The organism is uncultured Gulosibacter sp. (assembly GCF_963509965.1).
Taxonomy (GTDB): domain Bacteria; phylum Actinomycetota; class Actinomycetes; order Actinomycetales; family Microbacteriaceae; genus Gulosibacter.
Genome location: NZ_CAUPDE010000007.1, coordinates 18,129 through 42,093, shown reverse-complemented (window position 1 = coordinate 42,093; position 23,965 = coordinate 18,129). Strand labels below are relative to the sequence as shown.

Annotated in this window: 17 protein-coding genes; 7 read left to right on the top strand and 10 right to left on the bottom strand. The window is 63.3% G+C overall.

The annotated features are described in order from the left end of the window. The first annotated feature begins 376 nt into the window (after positions 1-376). Positions 377-1,279, top strand: coding sequence for a tRNA (guanine(46)-N(7))-methyltransferase TrmB (locus RQ865_RS05960; RefSeq protein WP_311478200.1), 903 nt, complete (start codon positions 377-379; stop codon positions 1,277-1,279). A 38-nt stretch (positions 1,280-1,317) separates the two neighbouring features. Here RQ865_RS05960 and RQ865_RS05955 read toward each other — a convergent pair whose 3' ends face one another. The 3 genes from RQ865_RS05955 to RQ865_RS05945 all read right to left on the bottom strand — a co-directional run bounded on the left by RQ865_RS05955 (position 1,318) and on the right by RQ865_RS05945 (position 6,151). Continuing rightward, positions 1,318-2,103 (bottom strand): ABC transporter ATP-binding protein, encoded by a 786-nt coding sequence (locus RQ865_RS05955; protein ID WP_311478199.1) that lies wholly within the window; start codon positions 2,101-2,103, stop codon positions 1,318-1,320. Between the two features lie 100 nt (positions 2,104-2,203). Then, positions 2,204-4,585: an ABC transporter permease gene (locus tag RQ865_RS05950; RefSeq protein WP_311478198.1), complete on the bottom strand. Its 2,382-nt coding sequence runs from the start codon at positions 4,583-4,585 to the stop codon at positions 2,204-2,206. A 60-nt stretch (positions 4,586-4,645) separates the two neighbouring features. Then, positions 4,646-6,151 carry an Hsp70 family protein gene (locus RQ865_RS05945; protein WP_311478197.1) on the bottom strand — a complete coding sequence of 502 codons (1,506 nt, stop codon included), beginning with the start codon at positions 6,149-6,151 and terminating at the stop codon, positions 4,646-4,648. 156 nt (positions 6,152-6,307) lie between these two features. Between RQ865_RS05945 and RQ865_RS05940 the strand changes: the two genes are divergently transcribed. Further along, on the top strand, positions 6,308-7,168 hold the full coding sequence (locus RQ865_RS05940) for a 3-hydroxyacyl-CoA dehydrogenase (RefSeq protein ID WP_311478196.1): 861 nt from the start codon (positions 6,308-6,310) through the stop codon (positions 7,166-7,168). Between the two features lie 96 nt (positions 7,169-7,264). Here RQ865_RS05940 and lepA read toward each other — a convergent pair whose 3' ends face one another. Next, the gene (lepA, locus tag RQ865_RS05935) at positions 7,265-9,109 is read right to left on the bottom strand and encodes a translation elongation factor 4 (protein ID WP_311478195.1); all 1,845 of its coding nucleotides are present in this window, start codon (positions 9,107-9,109) and stop codon (positions 7,265-7,267) included. A gap of 236 nt (positions 9,110-9,345) precedes the next feature. Between lepA and RQ865_RS05930 the strand changes: the two genes are divergently transcribed. From RQ865_RS05930 to RQ865_RS05910, 5 genes are all read left to right on the top strand, one after another. Then, a complete protein-coding gene (locus tag RQ865_RS05930; protein WP_311478194.1) occupies positions 9,346-9,786 on the top strand; it encodes a PTS sugar transporter subunit IIA in 441 nt (146 codons plus the stop codon). 25 nt (positions 9,787-9,811) lie between these two features. Beyond that, positions 9,812-10,087: a PTS sugar transporter subunit IIB gene (locus RQ865_RS05925; RefSeq protein ID WP_201517707.1), complete on the top strand. Its 276-nt coding sequence runs from the start codon at positions 9,812-9,814 to the stop codon at positions 10,085-10,087. Between the two features lie 102 nt (positions 10,088-10,189). Beyond that, positions 10,190-11,758: a PTS ascorbate transporter subunit IIC gene (locus RQ865_RS05920; RefSeq protein ID WP_311478193.1), complete on the top strand. Its 1,569-nt coding sequence runs from the start codon at positions 10,190-10,192 to the stop codon at positions 11,756-11,758. 226 nt (positions 11,759-11,984) lie between these two features. After that, positions 11,985-12,251: a 30S ribosomal protein S20 gene (rpsT, locus tag RQ865_RS05915; protein WP_201517709.1), complete on the top strand. Its 267-nt coding sequence runs from the start codon at positions 11,985-11,987 to the stop codon at positions 12,249-12,251. A gap of 174 nt (positions 12,252-12,425) precedes the next feature. Beyond that, on the top strand, positions 12,426-13,454 hold the full coding sequence (locus tag RQ865_RS05910) for an agmatine deiminase family protein (protein WP_311478192.1): 1,029 nt from the start codon (positions 12,426-12,428) through the stop codon (positions 13,452-13,454). Positions 13,455-13,471: 17 nt separating this feature from the next. Here RQ865_RS05910 and holA read toward each other — a convergent pair whose 3' ends face one another. The 6 genes from holA to cydD all read right to left on the bottom strand — a co-directional run bounded on the left by holA (position 13,472) and on the right by cydD (position 23,855). Further along, on the bottom strand, positions 13,472-14,494 hold the full coding sequence (gene holA / locus RQ865_RS05905) for a DNA polymerase III subunit delta (protein WP_311478191.1): 1,023 nt from the start codon (positions 14,492-14,494) through the stop codon (positions 13,472-13,474). A gap of 79 nt (positions 14,495-14,573) precedes the next feature. After that, positions 14,574-16,940, bottom strand: coding sequence for a DNA internalization-related competence protein ComEC/Rec2 (locus RQ865_RS05900; protein ID WP_311478190.1), 2,367 nt, complete (start codon positions 16,938-16,940; stop codon positions 14,574-14,576). After that, positions 16,937-17,710, bottom strand: coding sequence for a ComEA family DNA-binding protein (locus RQ865_RS05895; RefSeq protein ID WP_311478189.1), 774 nt, complete (start codon positions 17,708-17,710; stop codon positions 16,937-16,939). Before RQ865_RS05895 ends, RQ865_RS05900 begins: the two co-directional genes overlap by 4 nt. 182 nt (positions 17,711-17,892) lie before the next feature. Then, entirely contained in the window at positions 17,893-20,427 is a 2,535-nt protein-coding gene (leuS, locus tag RQ865_RS05890) for a leucine--tRNA ligase (RefSeq protein ID WP_311478250.1), read from the bottom strand. Between the two features lie 96 nt (positions 20,428-20,523). Beyond that, positions 20,524-22,212, bottom strand: coding sequence for a thiol reductant ABC exporter subunit CydC (cydC, locus tag RQ865_RS05885; RefSeq protein WP_311478188.1), 1,689 nt, complete (start codon positions 22,210-22,212; stop codon positions 20,524-20,526). After that, positions 22,209-23,855 (bottom strand): thiol reductant ABC exporter subunit CydD, encoded by a 1,647-nt coding sequence (cydD, locus tag RQ865_RS05880; RefSeq protein ID WP_311478187.1) that lies wholly within the window; start codon positions 23,853-23,855, stop codon positions 22,209-22,211. Before cydD ends, cydC begins: the two co-directional genes overlap by 4 nt. Positions 23,856-23,965 lie beyond the last annotated feature (110 nt).

Below are 23,965 nucleotides of genomic sequence, written 5' to 3'. Positions count from 1 at the left end.
GCTGCAAGTTCTGTTCTTGGCTGTTACTGCGGATTTTTGTTTCCTGCGATCAGATTTTTGTTTCCTGATTTCTGTTTTTTGGCTGCAAAACGCTGCATCTTGCGGGATTTGTGTGTCTTCGCGGCTGGCTGTGCAGCCAGGAAACAAAGTTCAGTTCTCGCATGAGGCCAGGAAACAAAAATCAGCACTGGGATGAGGTCAGGAAACAAATTTCTGTAGGGCTTGGATGCGGAGCGGGATGCGGCATGCACGGCGCGTGCGGGGATGCAGAAGATGCGCGGGGCAGCGGACGGATGCGGCAGTTGCGACAGATGCGACAGATGCGACAGATGCGGCGGGTGCGGCGGTGGGCTAGGACTTCGGCGACAATGGGGGGATGCACGAGGACGCATCGCAAAATCAGCCAAAAACCGCCGCCGACAGCAAACGCCGCCAGCGAGTGCGCTCGTTCACGATGCGCGGACAGGTGCGCATGGCCAAAGACTTCGAGGATGTGCTCGCCGAACACGGCGACACCTACATCATCCCGGCACCCAAGGGCGGCGCGACCGCATCCATCGCCGAGGACGCGTTCATCGACCTGCGCGAAGCGTTCGGCCGCGATGCCGAGCTGATTGTCGAAATCGGCCCCGGCAACGGCGAACAGCTCGTGCACGCAGCGCAGCAGCATCCCGAACGCAATTTTCTCGCCGTCGAAGGCTGGGGCCCGGGCGTGGCGCGCTGCGTCGCGAACGCAGCCCGCGCCGGTGTCACGAATGTGCGCGTGCTCGAGGCGGATGCTGCCCAAGCCCTACCGGTGGTGTTCGGGCTCGAAATTGTTGACGATCCGTCGTTTGTCGCCGGCGGTTTCGGGGTGACGGCCCTCGGCACCGGCAAAACCACCGGCAGCGTCGACCCGAGCCGGCCGGGGTCAGCGAATCCTCGCGCGCTCGAGGTGTGGACGTTTTTCCCCGATCCCTGGCGCAAAGCGCGACACCACCGCCGCCGCCTGGTGAGCGATCTGTTTGCAAACACGGTCGCCGGCGTGCTGCAGCCCGGCGGCGTGTGGCGGCTCGCAACCGACTGGCGCGACTATGCCTGGCAGATGCGGGATGTGGTTGAAGGCAGCGAGCACTTCACCAATCCGCACGTCGGCGAGCGCCCCGACCGCGAAGACCGCGAACCCGAGCGCGGTGGCTTCGCGCCGCGCTTCGAGGGCCGGATGCTCACCCACTTTGAGCAGCGCGGCCACGACGCCGGTCGCCCGCCGCACGACATTGTCGGGGTGCGCCGCAGCTAGCCGGCGCAGACAAACTCAGGGCTGCGGTAACACGATCCCTAGAATCCGTTGGCGCGCAGCCAGCTCAGCAGCTGATCTTCGCGCTCGGCCGCGCACTCGGCGCTCCAGCTCCCCAGCACCAGCTCATCGACCAGGAAGCCGTCACGCAGATACACCACGCGATCGGCTCGGGCGGCGCTCGAGGGGTCGTGTGTGACGAGCATGATGGTGGTGCCGTCGCGGTGCACATCAGAGAGTGCATCCATCACTTCGGTGGTCATGCGGCTGTTGAGCGCACCGGTGGGTTCATCAGCGAACAGCACTTTGGGCTCGGTGGCAAGGGCGCGGCAGATGGATGCCCGCTGCAGCTGACCACCTGATACTTCGGTGATGCCGTGATGGGCGATGTGGTCGACACCGAAACGAGCAAGCAGGTCGTCGACGCGAGCTTCTACTTCGGTGCGCCCCTTTGGCTGTGCTTTGAGTGCGGGTAGCAGGATGTTGTCGCGCACGTTGAGGTTGGGAAGAAAGTGTGCCTGTTGGAAGATGAACCCCATCTCGGTGAGCCGCACACGACTCATCTGCCGATCGTTAAGTTCGGTGAGGTTTCGGTCGCCGAGCCGCACACTGCCCGATGTGGGCCGATCCATCCCGCTCATTGCATACAGCAGTGTCGATTTGCCAGACCCCGAGGCACCCATCACGGCAAGAAACTCGCCCTCACGCACTTCAAGGTCGATGCCATACAGCACCTGTGTGGGCGGTTCGGTTGAGTAGTAGGTCTTTTCGAGCCCGCTGGCGCTGAGCGCGGGACGTACAACCGGTCGGGCGCTAACAGTGGTCATCTTGTCTCATTTCTCGGCAGCAAGCCTGGCTCTCGGGTCAAGGATGTTCGGTGTGGTTAGGGAAGGTTATGGCTAAGTGGCAGCTGCGGGCTCGTTCTGGTTAGGCACGCAGCCACGCGCTGGTGTCATTGCGCCGCAATCGTGCTGCAACGGCTGTTGCCGCAAGCATGCCGACTGCGATTAGCAGCAGCGGGTAGACGACGTACACGAGCAGCGGATTGGGGATGAACTTCAGGCTGGCAATTCCCAGGCCACTCGCCGAGATAGCGACTCCGACAAAGAGCTCTCCGAGCGAAGCGGCCACAAGCACACCGACCACGCCCCCGAGCACGATAGTGACGCCGGCTTTGAACCGAAGTTGCCACGACAGTTCCGCTCCAGAGAAGCCGAGCGCCGAAAGTGCCCCGGCGCGGCGACGTTCGCGGCTGAGCCGAAGACCCAAAAAGAGGCTAGTGATCAGTGCCACGACACCAAGCGCAAACACGAGGGTAATCATCGCGGCGCTCGCGAACGCATCCGTCACATAGCTCAGCGTTTGTTGTACATACTCACGCATCGGCACGGCGGCGGCACCCGGAAACCGTTTATCGTGTTCGGCAGCCAGAGCGGCCGCATCTTCACCGGCGGCAACGGTTGCGAAGTAGACGTATCCGGTGACCACACCAACGGGTTCACCCTGAAGTTTCGCGGTGCGCCCACCACTGGTTACGTCCTGGTAGATTCCGCTGACCGTCAGTGTCACGGTTTCACCGCCACGACGCAGTGTGAGTGCATCACCGGCACCCACCCCGTATTCGTCGGCGTTGAGCACCGACAGTGCAATCTCTCCGGTTTCGGGGCGCTCACCGTGCAGATATTCAATGCCGCTACCCGAGTAGTCGCCAACTTCAATCCGCAGCGATTCCCACCCTTCGGTGCCTTTCACCTCGGCGAGCTCGTTGGCGTATTCACGCACACTAATGAGCCGGTCATCGGCCGCGAGCGCGGGTGACAGCTCGCCGTGTATCCGCGCCGCCTCAGCCGTGAACTGCAGGTCGATACGCAGGTCGGCCTCGGGCGCCCCCATATAGGTGACAAACTTCGGGCTTTGGAAGGTGGTGAGCAGATTGGTGGGCAGGGTCATCAGCACTGCAGCGAGCAAAAACACCAGTGGCAGCAGCACCCACTGGCCGCGCTCGGCCCGAAGGTCGATCAGTGCCAGCCGACGGTTAATGTTGCCGCCACGCAAGCCCGTGAATGCCGAGCGGCGCACGCTGCGCGCCAACCGCTTCGCCCGCCGCGCGGTGCGACGCTCGTCGAGGGTTGAGCCGTGCACCAATGCGCTTACCACCTGGATGCGGTTGATGGCTCGCAGTACGCCGCGCGCGATACCGAGCACGATAAGCGCCACTCCCATCAGTGCAACCACCGGCGCAAGGACGGTTGCCACCGTAACCGGTGCCGCCGCATAGTTCGACTGAATACCACGGGTGAGGGTTTGCGTCGCAAAAATAGCCAGCACACCGCCAACGACGGCGGCAGTCGCGGTCATCACCGCATATTTCGACAGGTAGAGCCCCGAAATAGTGCGGTTGGGCAAACCAATCGCCTTCATCGCCCCGATCTGCCGCACTTCGTCGTAGAGCGTGCCGCGAATCACGAAGCGCACATTGAGCAGGGCGATCGCAATGAGCAGCAGGCTCGCAAACATTAGTGCGACCGCTACTAGCCCATCGCTAATCGCGTTGATCATGCGGATCATGTCACCCGTAACCGCCTGGCCGTTTTTCGGCAGCGACTCATCGCGCTCATAGGAAGTCTGGAAGGTGCTCGCTTGACTCGCGTCCTCGAGGCGGTATTCGACGATGATCGCGGGAATACCACCGTCGGCACGAAGGGTAGCGAAATCGGCGTCGGCGACTACAAAACGAGTTGCGGAAGACAGCGAGGATGCCATTTGTGAGTCGCGCACAAATCCGGCGATCGTCAGCGTTTGGGCTCCCTCCTCGGTTTGGATGTGCAGCTCGTCGCCGGCTTTCAACGCGAAACGCTGCTGGTAGGCCACCGGTACGTAGATCTCCCCTACCGCCGGCTGTACGATCTCTCCGACCTCGTCGAGCAAGAAGTCAAACTCGGCGTTTTGGGTGACGAACAGGTTGTCGATCAGGCTCTCAGAAAACTCTCCCGACTCACCCGTGCCAGGCCGCGACCAGGTGAGCGCGGCACTGTCGTACCCGACCATTTCTTCAATCAGCCAGGCATCGATTTCGGGATGCTCGGCAGCGAAACGCTCCAGCGCATCCGGGTCGTAATCGCCACGGTGCATCTGCAGAAAATGTGGCGGTTGAGCGACTGTGAACAGCGCATTCACTGCCCCAACGGTACGTTCCAGCACCATCGCACCAGTGGCCATTAAGAACGAACTGAGCACGAGCACAAGCAGCAGTGCCAGGTTGACACCGGGATTTCGCCGCAGGTCATTGAGCGCGTATTTGAGGTTCATGAGTCATTTCTCTTAGTTGAGCACCCAGCCGTTGCCCTGAAACCAGATGGCTGTCCCCGATCAACCCAGCCCCACACTGCGCTCGACCACATAGCCCTGTTCGGGCAGCTCGATTCGGATGCTTGTGATCCCGTTCGCGTCCACCCGCACGGTTTCGATCACCTCGGGGCCGTTATCGCGACGTTCGATCTCAACGCCGCTCAGGTCACGCCCGTCGCGCAGCTCGGGGTCGAACGGCACCGCGAGGGACGCCACCGGGGCGAGGTCACCCGTCGATTCGCCAGCAGCATCCAGTGCCGCATATTCGACGTAACGGAACCAGCCAATATTGTGCGCGGCACGATAACGACGCACCGCCACAAACTCACCGTCCGGTCCCGGTTCAGCCCCTGGCAACACCAGCGGGTCGAACGCCACCTCGCGCCCCGAGTCACGCTCACGGAACACCCCGATGCCACGCGAGGGCCGATCGCGCAGTCGGTATCCCGAATCGGGATCGGCTGCGATCGCCAGGCCAATCGCCGTGGATGCAGACGGGTACGGTGATCGATGCACGCGGCGGCCAAACTCCTCCCGCAGCACTCGCGGCACGAGCGGCAGCCCACTGGCACCACCCACGAGATAGATTCCGGCGATCTCGGTGTCGTGCAGCGTTGCCCGCTCGTCCTCGCCGATCAGTGGCCGCATCGCGGTGATCGTCCGCTGCACGAGGGGTTTCGCCGCTTCATAAAACTCCTCCACCGGCACCGCCACATCGTCATCATCGAGTTCGAGCACCAGTCGACGCGATTGCGGCGCGAGCCGTTCTTTTGCGGTGCGGGCTTCGTCAAGCAGCCGCCCGCGCGCCCGGTCGCCAAACACATCCCCTGCCCGTCCCGCATGTTCGAGCGCGAGATCAACCAACACCTCGTCAAAGTCATCGCCGCCGAGCTGCCCCACACCGAGCGAACGCACAATCTCGTGATCGGTGCCATTGACGCGCACCAGCGAGGCGTCAAAGGTTCCCCCGCCGAGGTCGTACACCACGAGGCTCTTGCGCTTCGAATTCAATGCGCGCGGGTGCCGGTGCGTGTATTCAAACGCCGCGGCGCTCGGTTCGTTAATCAGCGCCAGCACGTTCACGCCGGCGCGAACAAATGCATCCAGTGTGAGCAGCCGCTGCGCGCTATGCGCGTTGGCGGGCACCCCCACGATCGCTTCAATCGGTTCGTCATCGCGCCCGGCCATTACCGAACTGTTGCGGATGCGGTCGGTGACGTACCATGCAAAGGCCAGCAGCACCTCGCCAAGCGGCCGCTGCGTGCCGCCGATCGTGACGGGGGTTTCGGAAGTGACTCGCGGCTGCGCCAGCAGGCGTTTGAATGAGCGCGCCAGCAGCGGCCGCCCCTGCGCGTGTTTGAGCGCCTCCCAGCCGCAGACGATGCGGTCGCCGTCGAGCGCCACAACGCTCGGGATATGTTCGTGCTGGTCACCGTCGTGGTCATCGATTCCAATGATCGGATAGTTGCCACGGTCAACCGCGGCAATCAGGGTTCGAGTGGTGCCGAAGTCGATTCCGAAGCGCATGCTGTCACGCTAGCAAGCGCAGGCAACGCGAGGGTGCCGCCGTAATTCGTCTCCGGTTAACCGGCCTTTCAAGCACCGTCCAGAGGCCAGGAGTACCGTCGAAATTGGCAGGAGATTGCCACCGCACATCACCAATAGTTGAAAGTGAGTGTCGCTATGACGAACATCCGCAAAGTTACCGTGCTCGGAACCGGTGTACTCGGATCGCAGATCGCATTCCAAACCGCCTACTGCGGATTCGAGGTGACCGCCTACGACATCAGCGACGAGGCCCTCGCAACAGCGCGCAAGCGATTTGCCGGATGGGCGGCGGCCTACCGCGCCGACAACTATCCCGGCGCTGCCGAAGGCCAGGCTGATGCCACCATCGACAAAATCAAGCTCACCACCGATCTCGCTGACGCCGCGGCGGATGCCGACCTCGTTATCGAAGCGGTTCCTGAAGTTCCGGAAATCAAGACCAGCACCTACGAGAAGCTCGCGCAGGTCGCGCCGGAGCACACGATTTTCGCAACCAACTCGTCGACGCTGCTGCCGAGCTCGTTCATGGATGCAACCGGCCGCCCCGACAAGTTCTTGGCCCTGCACTTCGCCAACCACATTTGGCGCCTGAACACCGCCGAGGTGATGGGCACCGATAAGACCGACCCGGCTGTCTATGACACCGTCGTGGAGTTCGCGGAAGAGATCAAGATGGTGCCCATCAAGGTGCTGAAAGAGCAGCCAGGATACGTGCTGAACTCGCTGCTGGTGCCGTTCCTGAACGCTGGTGCGGGCCTGCTCGTTGGCGGCGTCGCCGATGCCGAGACCATCGACAAAACCTGGCGTATCGCGACCGGCGCTCCGCTCGGACCGTTCCAAATTTTCGACGTGGTCGGGCTCAACACCGCCTACAACATCACGTCGGCCAACCCCGCCCCGGCAGCGCAGGCATTTGCCAAGCTCCTCAAAGAGGAGTACATCGACAAGGGCAAGCTCGGCCGGGAAACCGGTGAGGGGTTCTACAAGTACAACTAGCGATCTAACGCAGCGAGGGGCACACCGCTTCGGCGATGTGCCCCTCTACGCTTGCGCCTCAGCAGCGCTTACACGTACCAGCAGGGAACGCAAAGGCTACTTTTGCTTGCTCTCCACGTCGCCAGATAGCGCGGCGATGAAGGCTTCCTGTGGCACCTCCACGCGGCCCACCATCTTCATCCGCTTCTTACCTTCCTTCTGCTTTTCAAGCAGCTTGCGCTTACGCGAAATGTCACCGCCGTAGCACTTGGCGAGCACATCCTTACGGATCGCGCGAATATTTTCGCGGGCAATGATGCGCGCACCAATCGCCGCCTGAATCGGCACCTCGAACTGCTGCCGAGGAATAAGCTTCCGCAGCCGCTCGGCCATCATGGTGCCGTAGCTATAGGCCTTGTCGCGGTGCACGATCGCGCTGAATGCATCCACCCGATCGCCCTGCAGCAAAATGTCGACCTTCACTAGGTCGGCAGCCTGATCGCCAACCGGCTCGTAGTCAAACGAGGCATAGCCCTGGGTGCGCGATTTCAGCTGGTCGAAAAAGTCGAACACGATCTCGCCCAGCGGCAGCGTGTAGCGCAGCTCAACCCGCTCTTCCGAGAGGTAGTCCATCGAAACCAGCGACCCGCGGCGCGACTCGCACAGTTCCATGACCTTACCGACGTAGTCCTTCGGCATCAGAATGGATGCGCGCACCACCGGTTCACGCACCTCAAGAATCTTGCCCTCGGGGAACTCCGACGGGTTGGTGACGTGGTGCTCTTCTTTGTCTTCGGTGATGACGTCGTAGGTCACCGATGGCGCCGTGGTGATGATGTCGAGATCAAACTCGCGCGAGAGCCGCTCGGTAATGATTTCGAGGTGCAGCAGGCCCAAAAAGCCCACGCGGAAACCGAAGCCGAGCGCAACCGAAGTTTCGGGTTCGTAATTGAGCGCCGCATCCTCAAGTTTGAGTTTGTCGAGCGCCTCACGCAGTTCGGGATAGTCGCCGGCGTCAATCGGGTAGAGCCCCGAAAACACCATCGGTTTGGGTTCGACATAACCGGGCAACGCTTCGTCAGCAGGCTGTGCGGCCGAAGTGACCGTGTCGCCCACCTTCGACTGGCGCACATCTTTCACACCGGTGATGAGGAAGCCCACTTCACCGGTGCCGAGGCCTTTGGCCGGAGTTGGCTCGGGAGAAGAAACACCGATGTCGAGCAGCTCGTGCGTGCCGCCGGTTGACATCATCCGAATTTTTGCGCGATCGGTGAGGTGCCCGTCAACCATCCGCACATAGGTCACAACGCCCCGGTACGAGTCGTAAACCGAGTCAAAAATCAGCGCGCGCGGGTCGCCATCGGGGTCACCATCGGGTGCCGGGATGCGGTCGACGATGCGGTCGAGCAGCACATCCACGCCCATCCCGGTCTTGCCGCTCACCCGCAGCACATCGTCGGGCTCACCGCCGAGCAGGTTGGCGATCTCTTCGGCATAGCGCTCGGGGTCGGCCGCGGGCAGGTCGATTTTGTTGAGCACCGGGATGACTTCAAGGTCATTTTCGAGCGCCAGATAGAGGTTCGCGAGCGTCTGCGCCTCGATTCCCTGGGCAGCATCCACGAGCAGCACCGCGCCCTCGCAGGCTGCGAGCGAGCGCGACACCTCGTAGCTGAAGTCAACGTGACCGGGGGTGTCGATCATGTTGAGGATGTAGTCATCTCCCGACACGTGCCACGGCATGCGCACGGCCTGCGACTTAATCGTGATGCCGCGTTCGCGCTCGAGTTCCATCTTGTCGAGGTACTGGGCGCGCATCACGCGATCTTCAACCGATCCGGTCAGCTGCAGCATGCGGTCGGCAAGGGTCGACTTGCCGTGATCGATGTGGGCAATGATGCAAAAATTTCGGATGCGGTCGGGTGGCGTGGCCAGCGGCTGCAAGATCTTAGGAGTGTTCGGCATGGTACCGGCCATTCTCCCATGCTTCTGATCGGAACCTCCACACGCGCTATCGCGTCGCACACTGCAGCTTGGCCTGAGCAGCAAAACCAACGGAATTAACTTTGCAAATGCAAGCCTTTCTACAAAAAATTGCGGGCCGGTCGTAATTCTCTAGGCGTTTGACTACCCCAGGCTTGGCGGAGCGCCTAGAATTGCTAGTGGCTGACCGCTTCTCACCAAGTGTTCCAGGAGGTTTGATGTCTGCCGATCTACTTCCATCCACAGCAATCCGATTTGCCGTGCCAGCAGTCGACTGGCGCGCTGCCATTCAGGCCGCAGGTGATGCGCTTGTCGCCGGTGACATCGCCACCGACGCCTACACCGACGCCATGATTAAGGCCGTCGAAGATCTCGGCCCCTACATCGTTATCGCGCCGGGCTTCGCGCTCGCACACGCGCGCCCCTCAGAGCAGGTGCGTCGCACCGGGCTCAGCTGGGTGAGCCTTGCCGAACCGGTTGAGTTCGGCAGCGAAACAAACGACCCGGTCGACCTGGTAGTGGGCCTTGCCGCCCTCGACCACGACGAACACCTGCAGGTGATGGCAAAGCTCGCGGGCGTGCTCGCCAATCCCGACACGCTCGCACGACTGCGCGCATCCAACGACCCCGAACAAATTCGTTCAGCGCTGCTCGGCTAATCAGCGCCATAAGAAAGGACCCACTATGAAAATCATCGCAGTGTGCGGCATGGGCATCGGCACCTCGGTGCTGCTCAAAATGAACATCGACCAGGCGCTCGAAGCGCTCGGCGAAACCGCAGATGTTGAAGCCTCGGATATTTCATCAGCACGCGGCGCCGCTGCCAGTGCCGACCTGGTGATGACCAGCGCCGAACTCGCACCGCAGCTCGGTGATATCGACACCCCCATCGCCGTCGTCAACAACTTCGTTGACCAAGACGAAGTGCGCGAAAAGCTCGCGGCAGCGCTCGACCTCTAATTGCCACCCGGCCGCGCAGCCCGCGACCGACTCCGCCGGTGACGGCAAGCCGGCTCAGCTGTACCGAGCCGAACGCTCGGACTACCGGAAAGGAATGCAGCCATGAATGGGCTCGTTGAAGTGCTCAACTTCATCGGACAGCAAATATTCAACGTGCCGGCCTACCTCGTCGGCATTATCGTGGCGGTCGGTCTGATCGCACTTCGCAAAAGCGCCGGACAGGTGATCGGTGGCGCCCTCAAAGCAACGCTCGGCTTCTTGATCCTCGATGCCGGTGCCGGCGTTGTGGTCGACTCGCTTGAGCCGCTCGGCAAGCTCGTATTGGGCGTAACCGGAGCCGAAGGCGTTATTCCCACCAATGAGGTCGTCACGGCAATGGCCGCGAAAGATTTCGGCGCCAATAGCGCCTACATTCTGGCGCTCGGCTTTTTGCTGATGCTACTGATCGCCCGCTTCACCCCGCTGAACTACGTGTTCCTCACCGGTCACCACATGGTGTTCATGGCCATGCTGCTGTCGGTGCTGCTGTCGCTGTCGTTCGGTGCCAGCGGAGCCTGGATTGCCGTGCTGATCGGCGCCGTGCTGCTGGCAATTATGATGACCGCAATGCCGGCGTTCGCGCATCCATGGACTAAACGAGTCACCGGTAACGACACCGTGGCAATCGGCCATTTCTCGTCGCTCGGCTACATTGCCGCTGGTGCCGTGGGCCAGGCCGTGGGCCGCAACTCACGCTCGACTGAAGACATTAAGTTCCCGCAGGGGCTGTCGTTCTTGCGCGACTCGATGGTCGCCACCGCCCTGTCGATGGTGCTCATCTACGTGGTGTTTGCCGTGTGGGGCCTCATCGCAATCGGCCCAGAAACCTACGCGATTCTCGACGCCACCGACGGCGGCGGGTTCGTGATGGCCGCGATCATGAATGGTCTCAAGTTCGGTGTTGGGGTCTCGGTGATCCTCTACGGTGTGCGCACCTTCCTGGGCGAGCTCATCCCTGCTTTCCAGGGCATCGCCAAGAAGGTGGTTCCGGGCGCCAAGGCGGCCCTCGACATCCCGATCGTGTTCCCCTATGGTCAGAACGCCGTGCTTATCGGTTTCATTTCGTCGTTCGTGGGCGGTCTGGTGATGCTGGTGCTGCTGGCCACCTGGCTTGGGCCCGCATTCGGCTTCGCGCTCATCCTGCCTGGCATGGTTCCGCACTTCTTCTGCGGTGGTGGTGCCGGCGTCTACGGCAACGCCACCGGTGGTCGCCGCGGCGCCGTGCTGGGTGGGTTTGTCAACGGTGTAATCATCACGATTCTGCCGGCGCTGCTCTACGCGGTGATGAACGGGGTCGCATCGATGTTCAACCAGCAGGCGCTTGCCGGTTCAACCTACGGTGATGCCGACTTCGGCTGGTTCGGTTCGCTCATCGGTGCCGGTGTGCTCAGCGGTTCGGCTGTGGCCACCGCGATCATCACGCTCGTGATCGGTGCGGTCATCCTTACCCTCGCCATCCTCTGGCAGGTCAAGGTGGTCAACAAGGGCTGGATGCCCGGTGAGGCGCACGCCCAATTCGTCGCCGAGGTTAAGGCCGAACAGGCTGCAGCCGCCAAAGCCGAACGCGAAGCCGCCAAGGCTGAACGTGCCCGCGCCAAAAACGCTGAGGCTGACGAAACAGCCGACGCCTAGCGGCAACTGACCGCTCCCCCTTCTCGATGCGGGCCCGTTATCTACCTCGGATACGGGCCCGCATCCGTTCCGGTCGACTTTCGACTCGGAGCTTATTTCGGCCGCACATCCTGGTAGGATGGATGCTTGGCTTACGCGTACCCCACTCGACGCGATGCGCCGCGCGGCCCCTCTACCGCAAGGTGCGAACCGAAAATCATCTATTTCGTACGAGGAAAGACTCAACGTGGCAAACATTAAGTCGCAGATCAAGCGCATTAAGACCAACCGCAAGGCAACCGAACGCAACAAGGCCCGCAAGTCGGAGCTGCGCACCGCAATTCGTCGCGTGAACGAGGCCGTTGCAGCCGGCAACCTCGAGGCCGCCCAGACCGCTCTGGCCCACGCTTCGAAGAAGCTCGACAAGGCTGTCTCGAAGGGCGTCATCCACAAGAACCAGGCCGCCAACAAGAAGTCGGCGATCGCCAAGCGCGTGAACTCGCTCAGCGCCTAAGCACGCTGCAGCTGACGGGGAGCATCATCGCGATGCTCCCCGTTTTCGTTTCCCGGTGAGTTTCCGGCCGTTTTACACGCTGCACAACCACGCAACCAACCGGGCAAGATACGATTGCTTCAAATCCGGCCATATGCCGCCGCTGGAACTTCTGTGCCGACAAAGGAGTCGTCGATGACCGCATCGCCCATCATGCCCGCCGAGTGGAACGAGCACGAGCGCACCTGGATGGCTTTCCCTCCCCCAAACGACACCTTCGGTGAACGCGGTGGCGCTGACCTCGAACGTGCCCGCACCGCGTGGCTGAATGTGGCTCGCACTATCGCCAAGTATGAACCGGTCACGCTCGTCGTTGATCCCGGTGATGAGCATGAGGCGCGGGCACAGGCCGGCAGCGAGATCGATATAGTGCTGCATCAGCTTGACGACGCCTGGCTGCGCGACGCAGGCCCAAGTTTCGCGTTTGCGGAAGACGAGCTGGTGGCGGTCGACTGGGTGTTCAACGGCTGGGGTGCACAAGACTGGGCCTCATACGAGCATGACGCGAAGCTGGGGCGCTTCATCGCCGAGCAGGCCGCGGCTCCGGTGATCGATTCGTCTCTCGTGAACGAGGGCGGCGGTATCCACGTGGATGGTCTGGGGACGGTGCTGCTCACGAAAACCGTGCAGCTTGACCCGGGCCGTAACCCGAACCTCGAGGCGGCGGATGTTGAACTCGAGTTCGTGCGCACTATCGGTGCGAGTGAGGCGATCTGGTTTGAGCGCGGCCTGACTCGTGACTATGACAGCTTCGGCACCCGCGGTCATGTCGACATCATCGCGTGCTTCGCTGGTGAGGGTCGGGTGCTCGTGCATGATCAGCGCGACCGGGCGCATCCCGATCATTTGATCAGCGAGCAGCTGCAGGCAACTCTTCGCGACGCGGTGGATGTGCGCGGCGAGCGGCTCGAGGTGATTCCGGTGCCGGCGCCGAAGACGCTGCGTGATCACCACGGCTGGGTCGATTGGTCGTATATCAACCACTATGTGTGCAATGGCGCGGTGATTCTGTGTGCTTTTGATGATGAGCACGATGCGGTTGCGGCAGATATTCTGCAGCGTTGCTATCCCGACCGCGTGATCGAGCTGGTGGATGCACGCGATATTTTCGCTTTCGGCGGCGGCATCCACTGCATTACGCAGCAGCAGCCGCGTCGGCGCTAGCGCCAAGAGGCGTAGCGTTACAGCTCTCGCGCGGCCACTTTGCGCACGAGTCGCTCAACCGCGAATTCGGGGTCGCGCGAGAGCCCTTTCACCATGTGATCGGTTTCGGCGCAGAGCATGATGGCGCGCCCGAGCTGCACCTCGGTGAACCCCGAAAGCTCACGGCGAGCCTGCCCAACCTGCCACGGCGCCGCCCCCACCTGTGAGGCGAGCTGTGCATCAGTGCCCGCAAGCCCGGCAACTTTTGCCATCAGCCGCAGTTTCATCGCGATCGCCGCCACCATCGGCACCGGGTTCAGCCCGGTGTCGAACCCGGCCCGCACGAGACTCAGCGCCTGCGCCAGCTGCCCGGCGATAGTCGCGTCAGCAATCTTGAACCCGGTGGTCTCGACCCGGCCGCCGTAGTAGCGCTCAACCAGCTCGGTGCTGATCTCGCGGTCGTCACTCACCGCCATCAATTGCCGGCAGGCGGCGGCAAGCTCAGCCAGGTCGGTGTTGAACGCGGCCACCAGGGCCGCGGCGGCCTGCGGCTGGATGCGTCGCTGCTGCGCTCGAAACTCGGTGGTGACAAACTCGTGAAGCTCGTGTGCTTTCGGAGTGACGCAATTGATCTCAACGAAGCCGGCATTGGCGCGCACGAGATCGAGCAGTTTCTTGCCACGCACCCCCGACTCGTGCCGCAGCACCACAACGGTGCCTTCCACCGGGTTTGTCACATAGTCAAGCGCCTCTTGCAAAAACTCGTCGGCGCACTGATGCACGCGCTGACACACCACCAGTCGTGGCTCCATAAATAGCGACGGGCTCACCAGGGTGGTCAGTTCGCCCGGCACATACGAACTGGCGTCGATTTCTGAGGTTTCAAGCGCCGGGTCGGCGGCACGCAGCTGGGCGCGAATCGAGGCCACAGCTTCATTGGCGAAGAAGTCTTCGGGGCCCGAAATGAGCATGACCGGCGCGATTTCAGGCGCACGCCAGCTGCCCTGAGCGATGGCGGTTTTTGCCCTGCTTCGACCGCCCTGCTTTGCTCGTGCTGCCACCGGCACCTCCCCGCTACATGTGTGATGGCTTCAACTCTACGTGCCACGGCTTGCGGCTGCCGCTAACTGCACCAACCGGTCAGGGGCGCGGCACCTGTTTCCGCTCGACCCAAATCCGCAGCTGCCCATGCTGCTCATACACCGCAAAACTGCCGCGCTGATCGGTGCGCAGCCACGGTGTGCCCGCAGCCCCGAGTGCCGCGAGCGCCTCACTCGTTGGGTGCCCGTACGAATTATCGGCACCCACCGAAATCAGCGCCAACCGGGCACGCACCTGCGAGGTGAGTTCAGCCGATTGGTCGGCCGAGCCGTGATGCGACACCTTCAGCAGGTCGGCCCGCAGTGATGGCCACTGTTTTGCGATCGCCCGCTGCCTCACCTCTCCCACATCCCCGAGCAGCAGCACCGAATAGCAGGCCTGCCGGCACGATTCGTTGGGGCTCGCGAGCACCACGAGGCTGCCGTCATTATCTTTTGTGCGCGACGGTGCCGCACCGCGCCGCTTGGGAGATAGCACCTGCAGGTCGAATTCGCCGCGGCGCTGCTGGTCCCCAGCTGCCGCAAACCGCACGATCACGCCCCGCGAGTGCAGCAGGGCGGTGTCGGGCTCGACGCGTGCCTGCTCGGTATCGGGCACCCAGGCTTCACGCACTGGCGCCGTGAGCTCACGCAGCGCACCGACATGGTCGCGGTCAAAATGGCTCACGATGAGCAGGTCGATTTCGGTCACCGCGAATCTCTCCAAACAGGATGCAAGCAGCTCAATATCTTCGCCGGTGTCGATCAGGATGTGTCTGCCGCCCGATTGCAAGAGCAGCGCATCCCCCTGCCCCACATCGCACACCGCAACCCGCCAATCTTGCGGCAGATCGCGTCGCAGCACAGCAGCACCAAACGCCACACTGGCGGCGGCGATCACGACGGCCGCACTCAGCCCGAATGCGACCAGCTGCCGCAGCATCCGCGCGCGTTTACCTCCCGCCGGTTTGCACACGACGATCGCCACCGCCGCTATCAGCAGCGCGAACAGCAGTGCCCCTGCTGCTCCGGGCAGCCAGGGCACAGTTGCCAGCGGAAACCGGGCCACCGCCTGCGCTACAAGCCCGATCCACTGCGCCGGCAGCCACGCCACCCACATGAGCACCGTCCCCAGTGGCGGCACGATCACGCCGATCAGACACCCCAGCAGTCCGGCAACAGTGGCAAGCGGCGCAGCAGGGGCTGCGAGCAGATTCGCCAGCACCCCGTAGGTTTGCACCTGGGGATCCAGCAGCAACAGGATGGGCTGGCAGGCTAATTGCGCCACGAGCGGCACCGCTATCAACAGCGCAATTGACGGTGGTAGCCATCGTTCGAGCAGCCGCTGTGCGGGTCGGGTGCCGAGCAACAGCCCGGCCGTAGCTGCGCTCGACAGCGCAAAACCGTAGTCGCGTGCCAGCCACGGATCGGCAGCCAGCAGCACAATGATCGCCAGCGCGAGCACCGGCACGCCGCTCACCGGTCGGGACGCGGCGTCAACCGCGAGCACGATTAGGCCCATTGCGGCGGCACGAATAACCGAACCCTGAGGGGTGACGAGCAGCACAAATAGGGCCAGTGCCAGTGCGGCCACGCCGATCCGAACCGTTCGCGGCCACGCCGCCAACCGGCCAAGGACGAGCATCCCAGCCACAATGAGCGCGATATTTGAGCCGCTTACCGCGGTGAGATGGCTGAGGGATGCCACCCGCATATCGTCATCGAGCGCATCGTTCACGAGCCGCTCATCCCCCACCGCGAGGCCGGGCACGAGCATATTGCCGGGTCCCGGCAGCGGCTGTGCGGAGGCCAAGAACTGACTGCGCAGCAGATCGCCAGCTTCCAGCAGCGGATGCGGCCGGGCGACCACATCGGCCGGTTCGCGCGCGAACACCAGCGCGACAACGCGGTCGCCGGGGTCGACAAGCTGCAGGTTGCCGCGAAGCGAAATGAGCGCACCAATCGGCGGTGGTTCGTCATCGCCGGTGGGTATGAAAAGCAGCACCGGCGCATCCACCGCCTCGTCATTGAGTGTCACCAATTGCGCTCGAAGCCGAACGGATGCGCCGCTGGCTCGAGGCAGCGCGGTGACCGTGGCCGTGATCTGCGCCGATTTGCTCGCGGTGGCTGTTTCTCGAACCGCGTCTGGAAGCCGGTCGGCCCCGCGTATGGCTGCAGAGGTACACACGAGTGCCGCGGCGCTGAGTGCGATCACGAGCATTGCACTCAGCGCCCGCCACTGTGGCCGCCTCACACCAGCGCCGATCGCAACGGCGGCAAGTAGCGCGCTGCCAAAACCCAGCGCGGTCGCCAGCTGCGGGTCGGTGACCGCCACCGCTGCGGCGATCCAGGCGGTCACGGCCGGGGGAAGCAGCCGCAGATCGGGGCCGCCCGGCGCCGAAGCGGCAGGTTCCGAGCGCTCGCTCATACGGTGACCAGCTCGCGCAGCCCCTCGAGCGTGGCCTCACCGATACCGGGAACATCGGTGAGCTCATCAACCGAGGTGAAAGGCCCGTTGGCGGTGCGATAGTCGAGGATGCGTTGCGCCATTGCCGGCCCGATGCGCGGGAGCGTCTCAAGTTCGGGCGCCGTTGCGGTGTTGAGGTTCACCAGGCCGCCACTGCCAGAGCCACCACCCGCCCCGCTGCCGGCACCGGGGCCTCCGTCAACCGGCGCATCAGCGTTTGGCGGGCGGGTCTCGCCCACCGCGGTCACGTACACCTGTTCGCCGTCGGTGAGTTTGCGGGCAAGATTCATGCTGCCGGTATCCGCCCGCTCGGTGAACCCACCGGCTGCCGACACCGCATCCACCACGCGAGATTCAGCGGCGAGCTCGTACACGCCGGGCTGCTGCACCTCGCCGAGCACATGGATGAGCAGCCGCGGCGCCTCGGCGCCTACGAAACCGCTATTCGGGGCACCGCCCGGTGCCGGGGCGGCGGTGGTTTCAAGCGTCGGCAATCCCTCGGCGGCACGAGGCTGCAGCGCGACCATCAGCACCACGACCGCGGCCACTACCAGCGCAATCACTACGGTGCCCCCAAACGACACCCGCAACCGGGGCCGCTCGGGTGCCCCAAAAAGCGCATCCAAATCGACTGCGGCGACCGCAGCGGGGCGGTCGGCACCCTCGCTATTGGTAGCGTCGCCATTCTCTGTTGCGGTGCTGCGTACGTCGGATGCATCGCCTGTATTCATGGCCGTGAACCTAGTGTTTTTGCCTCGTCGGCAATTGCCAACTGGCGGTCGCTGTGGATAAGCCACTATTCACAGTGATACCGGGCAGACCACGACCACGGCTCTCAGTGGCGGCGCAAAAGTGCCGCCAAAAACGAGTGTGGGGCACAGCATCCGCTGCGCCCCACATCCATCGGTCGTATTTAGACGACGATGTTCACAAACTTCGGTGCCTTCACGATCACCTTACGGATCTCCTGATCACCAACCACCCGCTTGGCGCCGGCTGATTCGAGCGCGAGTTCCTGCAGCTCAGCGTCGCTGATCGACGGCGATACCTCGAGCCGGTCACGCAATTTGCCGTTCACCTGCACCACCGCGGTCACCGACTCTTGCACGAGCAGCTCGGGGTCGGCCTCGGGCCAGATCGCCTTGGCAACCGACGGCTCGTGGCCGAGTGCCTCCCACATATCTTCTGCCGTGTAGGGCGCGAACATGTCGAGCACCATGGCGATTGCTTCGGCAGCTTCGCGAACGGCAGGGTCGGCGGCACCGGGGCCCGAGTCGATCGCCTTGCGGGCCGTGTTGGTGAGCTCCATGATGCGGGCAATCACCACATTGAACTTAAACGTCTCGGCAAGCTTCGGCACTTCATCCCAAAAACGCGCCACCGCGCGGCGGAGATCGCGGTCGCCGGATGCGAAATTGCAGCCGGGTTCGCTGGCCACATCCTGTGCCACCCGCCAGGCGCGCGCAAGGAACTTGCCCGAACCGGCAACCGAAACATCCTTCCAGTCGACGTCCTCTTCGGGAGGCGAGGCAAACAGCATCGTGGTGCGCACCGCATCCACACCGTGCGCTGCCAGCTCATCGCTCAACAGCACCGTGTTGCCCTTCGACTTCGACATCTTCGAGCCGTCATAGATGACCATGCCCTGGTTCATCAGCGCCGAGAACGGTTCATCAAAGTCGACATAGCCCAGATCGAACAGCACCTTGGTGATGAACCGGGCATACAGCAGGTGCAAAATCGCGTGCTCAATACCGCCGATGTACTGGTCGATCGGAGCCCAACGTTTGGCGGCTGCGGGATCGAATGCCTGCGTGTTGTCGTTCGGCGAGAGGAAGCGCAGGAAGTACCACGACGAGTCAACAAAGGTGTCCATCGTGTCGGTGTCGCGCACGGCCGGTTTACCGTCGGGGGTTTGCGTGGTCTTCCACTCGGTTGCGGCACCCAGTGGCGAGGTGCCCTTGGGCTTCAGGTCGAGTCCTTCGCCATCGGGCAGCAGCACCGGCAGCTGGTCTTCAGGGACGAGCAGTTCGTTGCCGTCTTCGTCATACATCACCGGGATGGGGGTGCCCCAGTAGCGCTGCCGCGAAATCAGCCAGTCGCGCAGGCGGAAATTTTTGGCGGCACGGCCGGTGCCCCGTTCGCCGAGCACCTCGATTGCCTTGGCGATCGCCTCGGTCTTGTGCAGACCGTTCAGCGGGCCCGAGTTGACGAGCACACCGTCGCCGGTGGTGGCGACACCGGTGACCGCCGGATCAACCTCGACAAACGAAAGTGCGTTGCCGTCTGCATCCTTCGGTGCATCCTCGCCCTGGGTGATGTCGACGACCACCCGCACCGGCAGATCAAAAGCACGCGCGAACGCCAAGTCGCGGTCGTCGTGCGCCGGCACCGCCATGATCGCGCCGTGGCCATAGTCGGCGAGCACATAGTCACTGGTCCAGATCGGCAGCCGTTCGCCATTCAGCGGGTTGATGCCGTAACGCTCCAGAAAAATCCCGGTTTTGGGTCGCTCGGTGCTCTGCCGGTCGATTGCGCCAAGCTTCTGGGTTTCATCAAGGTAGGCCTCGAACCGTGCCTGCACTTCGGGCGAGGCACCGGCGGCAAGTTCGGCAGCCAGTTCGCTATCGGGGGCGACCACCATGAAGGTGGCGCCATAGAGCGTGTCGGGGCGGGTGGTGAACACGGTCACAGGCTCATCGCGGCCTTCGATCACGAAGTCGACGTCGGCGCCGTGCGAGCGGCCGATCCAATTGCGCTGCATGGTGAGCACTTTCGCGGGCCAGTGCCCTTCGAGCTTGTCGAGGTCGTCGAGCAGCCGGTCGGCGTAGTCGGTGATGCGCAGGAACCACTGGGTGAGTTTCTTTTTCACCACGATTGCGCCCGAACGTTCCGAAGTACCGTCGGCAAGCACCTGCTCGTTGGCGAGCACAGTCTGGTCAACCGGGTCCCAGTTCACGAGCGATTCTTTACGGTAGGCCAGGCCCTTGCGGTACATCTGCTGGAACAGCCACTGGTTCCAGCGGTAATACTCGGGGTCGGAAGTGTGGATCACGCGGTTCCAGTCGAAACTGGCCGCGTAACGGCGCATCGAGTCACGCTGCTGGGCGATGTTGCCGTAGGTCCAATCGCGAGGTTCACCGCCGCGTTTGATGGCCGCGTTTTCGGCCGGCAGACCGAATGAGTCCCAGCCGATGGGGTGCAGCACGTTGCAGTCACGGTGGCGCCAGTAGCGTGCCACCGCGTCGCCGAGCGCGTACTGTTCGGCGTGCCCCATGTGCAGATCGCCCGATGGGTAGGGGAACATGTCGAGCACGTATTTGCGCGGCCGGTCATCGCCGTCGTCATTCGCGGCGAACGGCTGCAGTTCTTCCCACACCGGAAGCCACTTGGCTTCGAGGTGCCGGAAGTCGTAGCTGTTGCGGTCGTCGTCACGCTCAGCGGTCACTGCGTTCACTTCTTTCGTGATGGGTTGTCTGCCAACCTCCCTATCGTAGCGGCGCAGCGGGCTGGCGGGATGCGGGTACGTCACCCGCGAGCGCCACTACCCCAACCGCAGGCGCTGGGTGATGAGCGTCTCGTCGATCGGGGTGTGACTAATGATGATCAGGGTCTGGTCGTCTCCCGCTGCTGCAACGAGGTCGGCCATGAGCTGATCGGCCCGGCCCGGATCAACATTGGCGGTGGGTTCGTCAAGCACGAGCACCCGAAAATCAGCCAGCAGCCCGCGCGCGAGCGCGATGCGCTGTGCCTGGCCACCCGACACGAGCGAGCCACGCTCGCCAACCGGCGCATCCAACCCACCACGCGCGCGCATCCACTCGCCCAGCCCCACGCGCTCAAGCACCGCTTCGAGCTCGACATCGGTAGCGTCGTCACGCGCAAACAGCAGGTTTTGGCGGATCGACTCGTTAAAAATATGCGCCTGCTGTTCGATAAGCCCGACCCCTCGGCGCAGCTCGTCGACGTCAATCTCACGAGCTTCTACCCCGGCAATGCGGTAGCTGCCGGTGTAATCAATAAACCGCACGAGCAGGTTGGCGAGCGTGGTTTTACCGGCACCCGAATCACCCGACACGAGCATCCTCGCCCCGGCCGGAATCTCAACATCGAGGGCGGCAAAAGCCGAATCCGCCGCACCAGGCCAGCGACCCGCGACCCCGCGCAGCGAAATCGGCAGCGGCCCCGCCGGTAGGGATGCACCGCCACCACCCGGCTGCGGAATTTCGGCGGGGATCGTGTCCGGCGCCACCTCGGCGATGCGCTGCGCCGCCACGCGCACCTTGCGCCAGGCAGCAACCGCCTGCGGCACCTGCGCAAAGACCTCAAATAGCGCCATCGGTACCAGCGCGATCAGTGTCAAAAGTTCGGGGATGAGCGTTCCCTCGACCACCGGATTGACGCCCCAAAAAAGCGCCCCCACAACGGCCACGCCCGAAAACAGGGTCATGGCACCGGCAACGAGGCCCGACCCTGCGGCCGAGCGCTGCAGGGCCCGGCGCAGGTGTTCATCGGCCGCGCGCATCCGCGCCAGCTGCGGTTCGAGTGCGCCGTAGGTGCGCAGCACCTCGTGGTTGGCGATGGTGTCGTGCACCAGATCACCCAGGCGGGCGCGAAGCGGCGCAATTTCACGGTCTTGGCGGCCCGAGATGGCCAGCTGTGCCGATGTGGCCACCACAAATGACACCACCAGGCACACCAGCAGCGTCAGTCCAGCCGGCAGCGACACGAGCGATACCCCGATCACCGCCAATACCGAAACCAGCACCGAGGTGACGATGGGCTCGGCCACCCGCATCGGCAAAAACTGCAGCTCGTCAACATCGTCAACCAGCCGCGTGAGCAGATCGCCGCGGCGGGTTCGCCCGAGCCCCGCCGGAGCCAGCGGCAAAAGCCGCTCGTAGAGCCCAACCCGAATCGCCGCGAGCTGCCGCAGCGAAGCATCGTGTCCAAACAGCTGCTTCAGATAGCGAAAAACGGCGCGGCCGATCGCGAACATGCGCACCGCCACAATTGCGATGCCGAGCCACAAAATATGAATGATGAGCGAGGCGCGCGTAATCAGGTAGGCGCTCGTTGCCAGCAGCGCGACAACCGAAATCGCCCACAGCAGGCCCCAGGTGAGCGTGGGCCAAAACCGCCGCAGCGGTGGCATTGCGAGCCCGAGGACGCGCCGCTCATCTGGTGCAAGTTCGAGGATGCGGTCAAAAAGTGCCGACTGTTTGTTGCTCATGCGCGCTCCTCCACCGCGAGGGTCTGCAGCGTCAGCACCCGGTCGGCGGCATCGATTACGGCGCGGCGATGACTAATAACCGCCACGATCCGCCCCTCGTCGGCTAGGGCGCGCAGAGCCCGGATGACGGTCTGTTCGCGCTCGGTGTCGAGTGCGCTGGTGGGTTCGTCGCAGAGCACCACCGCACAGTTTCGAGCTCGGGCGCGGGCGATGGTGCGGGCGAGTGACAGTCGCTGCGCCTGCCCGCCAGAAAGCCCGCTGCCACCCACACCGAGCTCCCGGTCGAGCGAAAGCCACTCGAGATCTGCCAGCCGCAGCGCCTCCCGCAGCTCGTCATCACTTGCTACCGTTTCGCCCAGCGCAAGGTTTTCGCGCACGGTTCCCTGCAGCAGCCCCGCGCGCTGGCCCATCCAGGCGATCTTGCTGGTGGCATCCGAGGCCCCAAGTAGCTGCCCGTCAAGCAGGCGTTCGCCCTCACCGTCGATCTGCCCCATGATGTAGCCGAACAGGGTCGATTTACCGGCGCCCGATTCGCCGCTGAGCGCGGTTATTTCGCCGCGCTTGAAGCTCGCGCTAAAGTCGCGCAACACCGTGTGCTCGCCGTAGGCAACGTGCACATTGCGCAGCTGCAGCCCTGACGCATCCCCCGCGCCTGCTGGCGCAGCGACAGCGCGCGTATCGATTTGGTCTTGGGCTCCCGCTTCGAGCAGCGCAAACACCTGCTGGGCGGCTGCCACTCCCTCGGATGCATTGTGAAATTGCGCGCCCACCTGGCGTAGCGGCGCAAAAACTTCGGGGGCGAGGATGAGCGCGAACAGTCCCACCAGCAGCGGCATTTCGTCGTCGATGAGCCGAATACCGATCTGCACCGCGACCAGCGCCACCGATAGTGAGGCAAAAAGTTCGAGCGCAAATCCCGACAAAAACGACACTCGCAGCACTTTGAGGGTGTCTTGGCGGTAATCGTCGGTGATGTGTTGCAGCCGCTCGCGCTGCCGATTGGCTCGACCAAAGATTTTGAGCGTCGAAAGCCCCTCAACCAGTTCGAGAAAGGCGTTCGCGAGTCCCGTGAGCGAGTCGAGCTGGCGGCGCTGCACGCGGGTGGTGACGAGCCCAATCAGGATCATGAACACGGGGATCACCGGCAGTGTCAGCACCTCGGTGATCGCCGAAACCGGGTCGTGAAACCAGGTCACGACAATCAATAGCGGGGTGGCGATCATGGTGAGCAGCAGCTGCGGCAAAAATTTCCCGAAATATGGGTCGAGCGCGTCAAGGCCGTGCGTGGTGAGCGTGGTGATTTCTGCACTCGAGCGCCCGCTGAGGATGCGCGGATGCTGCGTGATTGCGCTCATCACCTGGCCGCGCAGCTGCGTTTTTGCGGCGGCTGCGGCCCGAGCACCGGCGAGCTCAGTACCCCACTGGGCGAGCGCCCGCACCGCAACACAGCCGAGCGCTACTGCCAACACCGAGAGCAGCTCGGGCAACCGATACCCGGCGATCGCCCGAGTTACCACCACCGCAATGCACCAGGCAAACCCGATCATGGCGGCGGTCTGCACGAGCCCGAGTACGGCCCCAATAACGAGGAACGAACGCGAAGCACTCGCGTAGCGCAGCAGTCGAGGATCAAGAGGTTTCACGATGCTCCCAGCCTATCTTCCGCGAGCTGTAGCCGCACGGCTCGCTGCCGGCGGTCAAACCGCTGGTACCAACCGGGCCGCAAAAGCGAACCGCCCGCGCATCCATTTGG

Bases quoted from the DNA above. Each gene is read 5' to 3' on its own strand.
- RQ865_RS05910 (WP_311478192.1), top strand. From the start codon at position 12,426: ATGACCGCATCGCCCATCATGCCCGCCGAGTGGAACGAGCACGAGCGC.
- RQ865_RS05930 (WP_311478194.1), top strand. From the start codon at position 9,346: ATGTCTGCCGATCTACTTCCATCCACAGCAATCCGATTTGCCGTGCCA.
- RQ865_RS05960 (WP_311478200.1), top strand. From the start codon at position 377: ATGCACGAGGACGCATCGCAAAATCAGCCAAAAACCGCCGCCGACAGC.
- RQ865_RS05895 (WP_311478189.1), bottom strand. From the start codon at position 17,710: ATGAATACAGGCGATGCATCCGACGTACGCAGCACCGCAACAGAGAAT.
- lepA (WP_311478195.1), bottom strand. From the start codon at position 9,109: ATGCCGAACACTCCTAAGATCTTGCAGCCGCTGGCCACGCCACCCGAC.
- RQ865_RS05950 (WP_311478198.1), bottom strand. From the start codon at position 4,585: ATGAACCTCAAATACGCGCTCAATGACCTGCGGCGAAATCCCGGTGTC.
- RQ865_RS05940 (WP_311478196.1), top strand. From the start codon at position 6,308: ATGACGAACATCCGCAAAGTTACCGTGCTCGGAACCGGTGTACTCGGA.
- RQ865_RS05945 (WP_311478197.1), bottom strand. From the start codon at position 6,151: ATGCGCTTCGGAATCGACTTCGGCACCACTCGAACCCTGATTGCCGCG.
- RQ865_RS05955 (WP_311478199.1), bottom strand. From the start codon at position 2,103: ATGACCACTGTTAGCGCCCGACCGGTTGTACGTCCCGCGCTCAGCGCC.
- RQ865_RS05920 (WP_311478193.1), top strand. From the start codon at position 10,190: ATGAATGGGCTCGTTGAAGTGCTCAACTTCATCGGACAGCAAATATTC.
- RQ865_RS05900 (WP_311478190.1), bottom strand. From the start codon at position 16,940: ATGAGCGAGCGCTCGGAACCTGCCGCTTCGGCGCCGGGCGGCCCCGAT.
- RQ865_RS05925 (WP_201517707.1), top strand. From the start codon at position 9,812: ATGAAAATCATCGCAGTGTGCGGCATGGGCATCGGCACCTCGGTGCTG.
- cydC (WP_311478188.1), bottom strand. From the start codon at position 22,212: ATGAGCAACAAACAGTCGGCACTTTTTGACCGCATCCTCGAACTTGCA.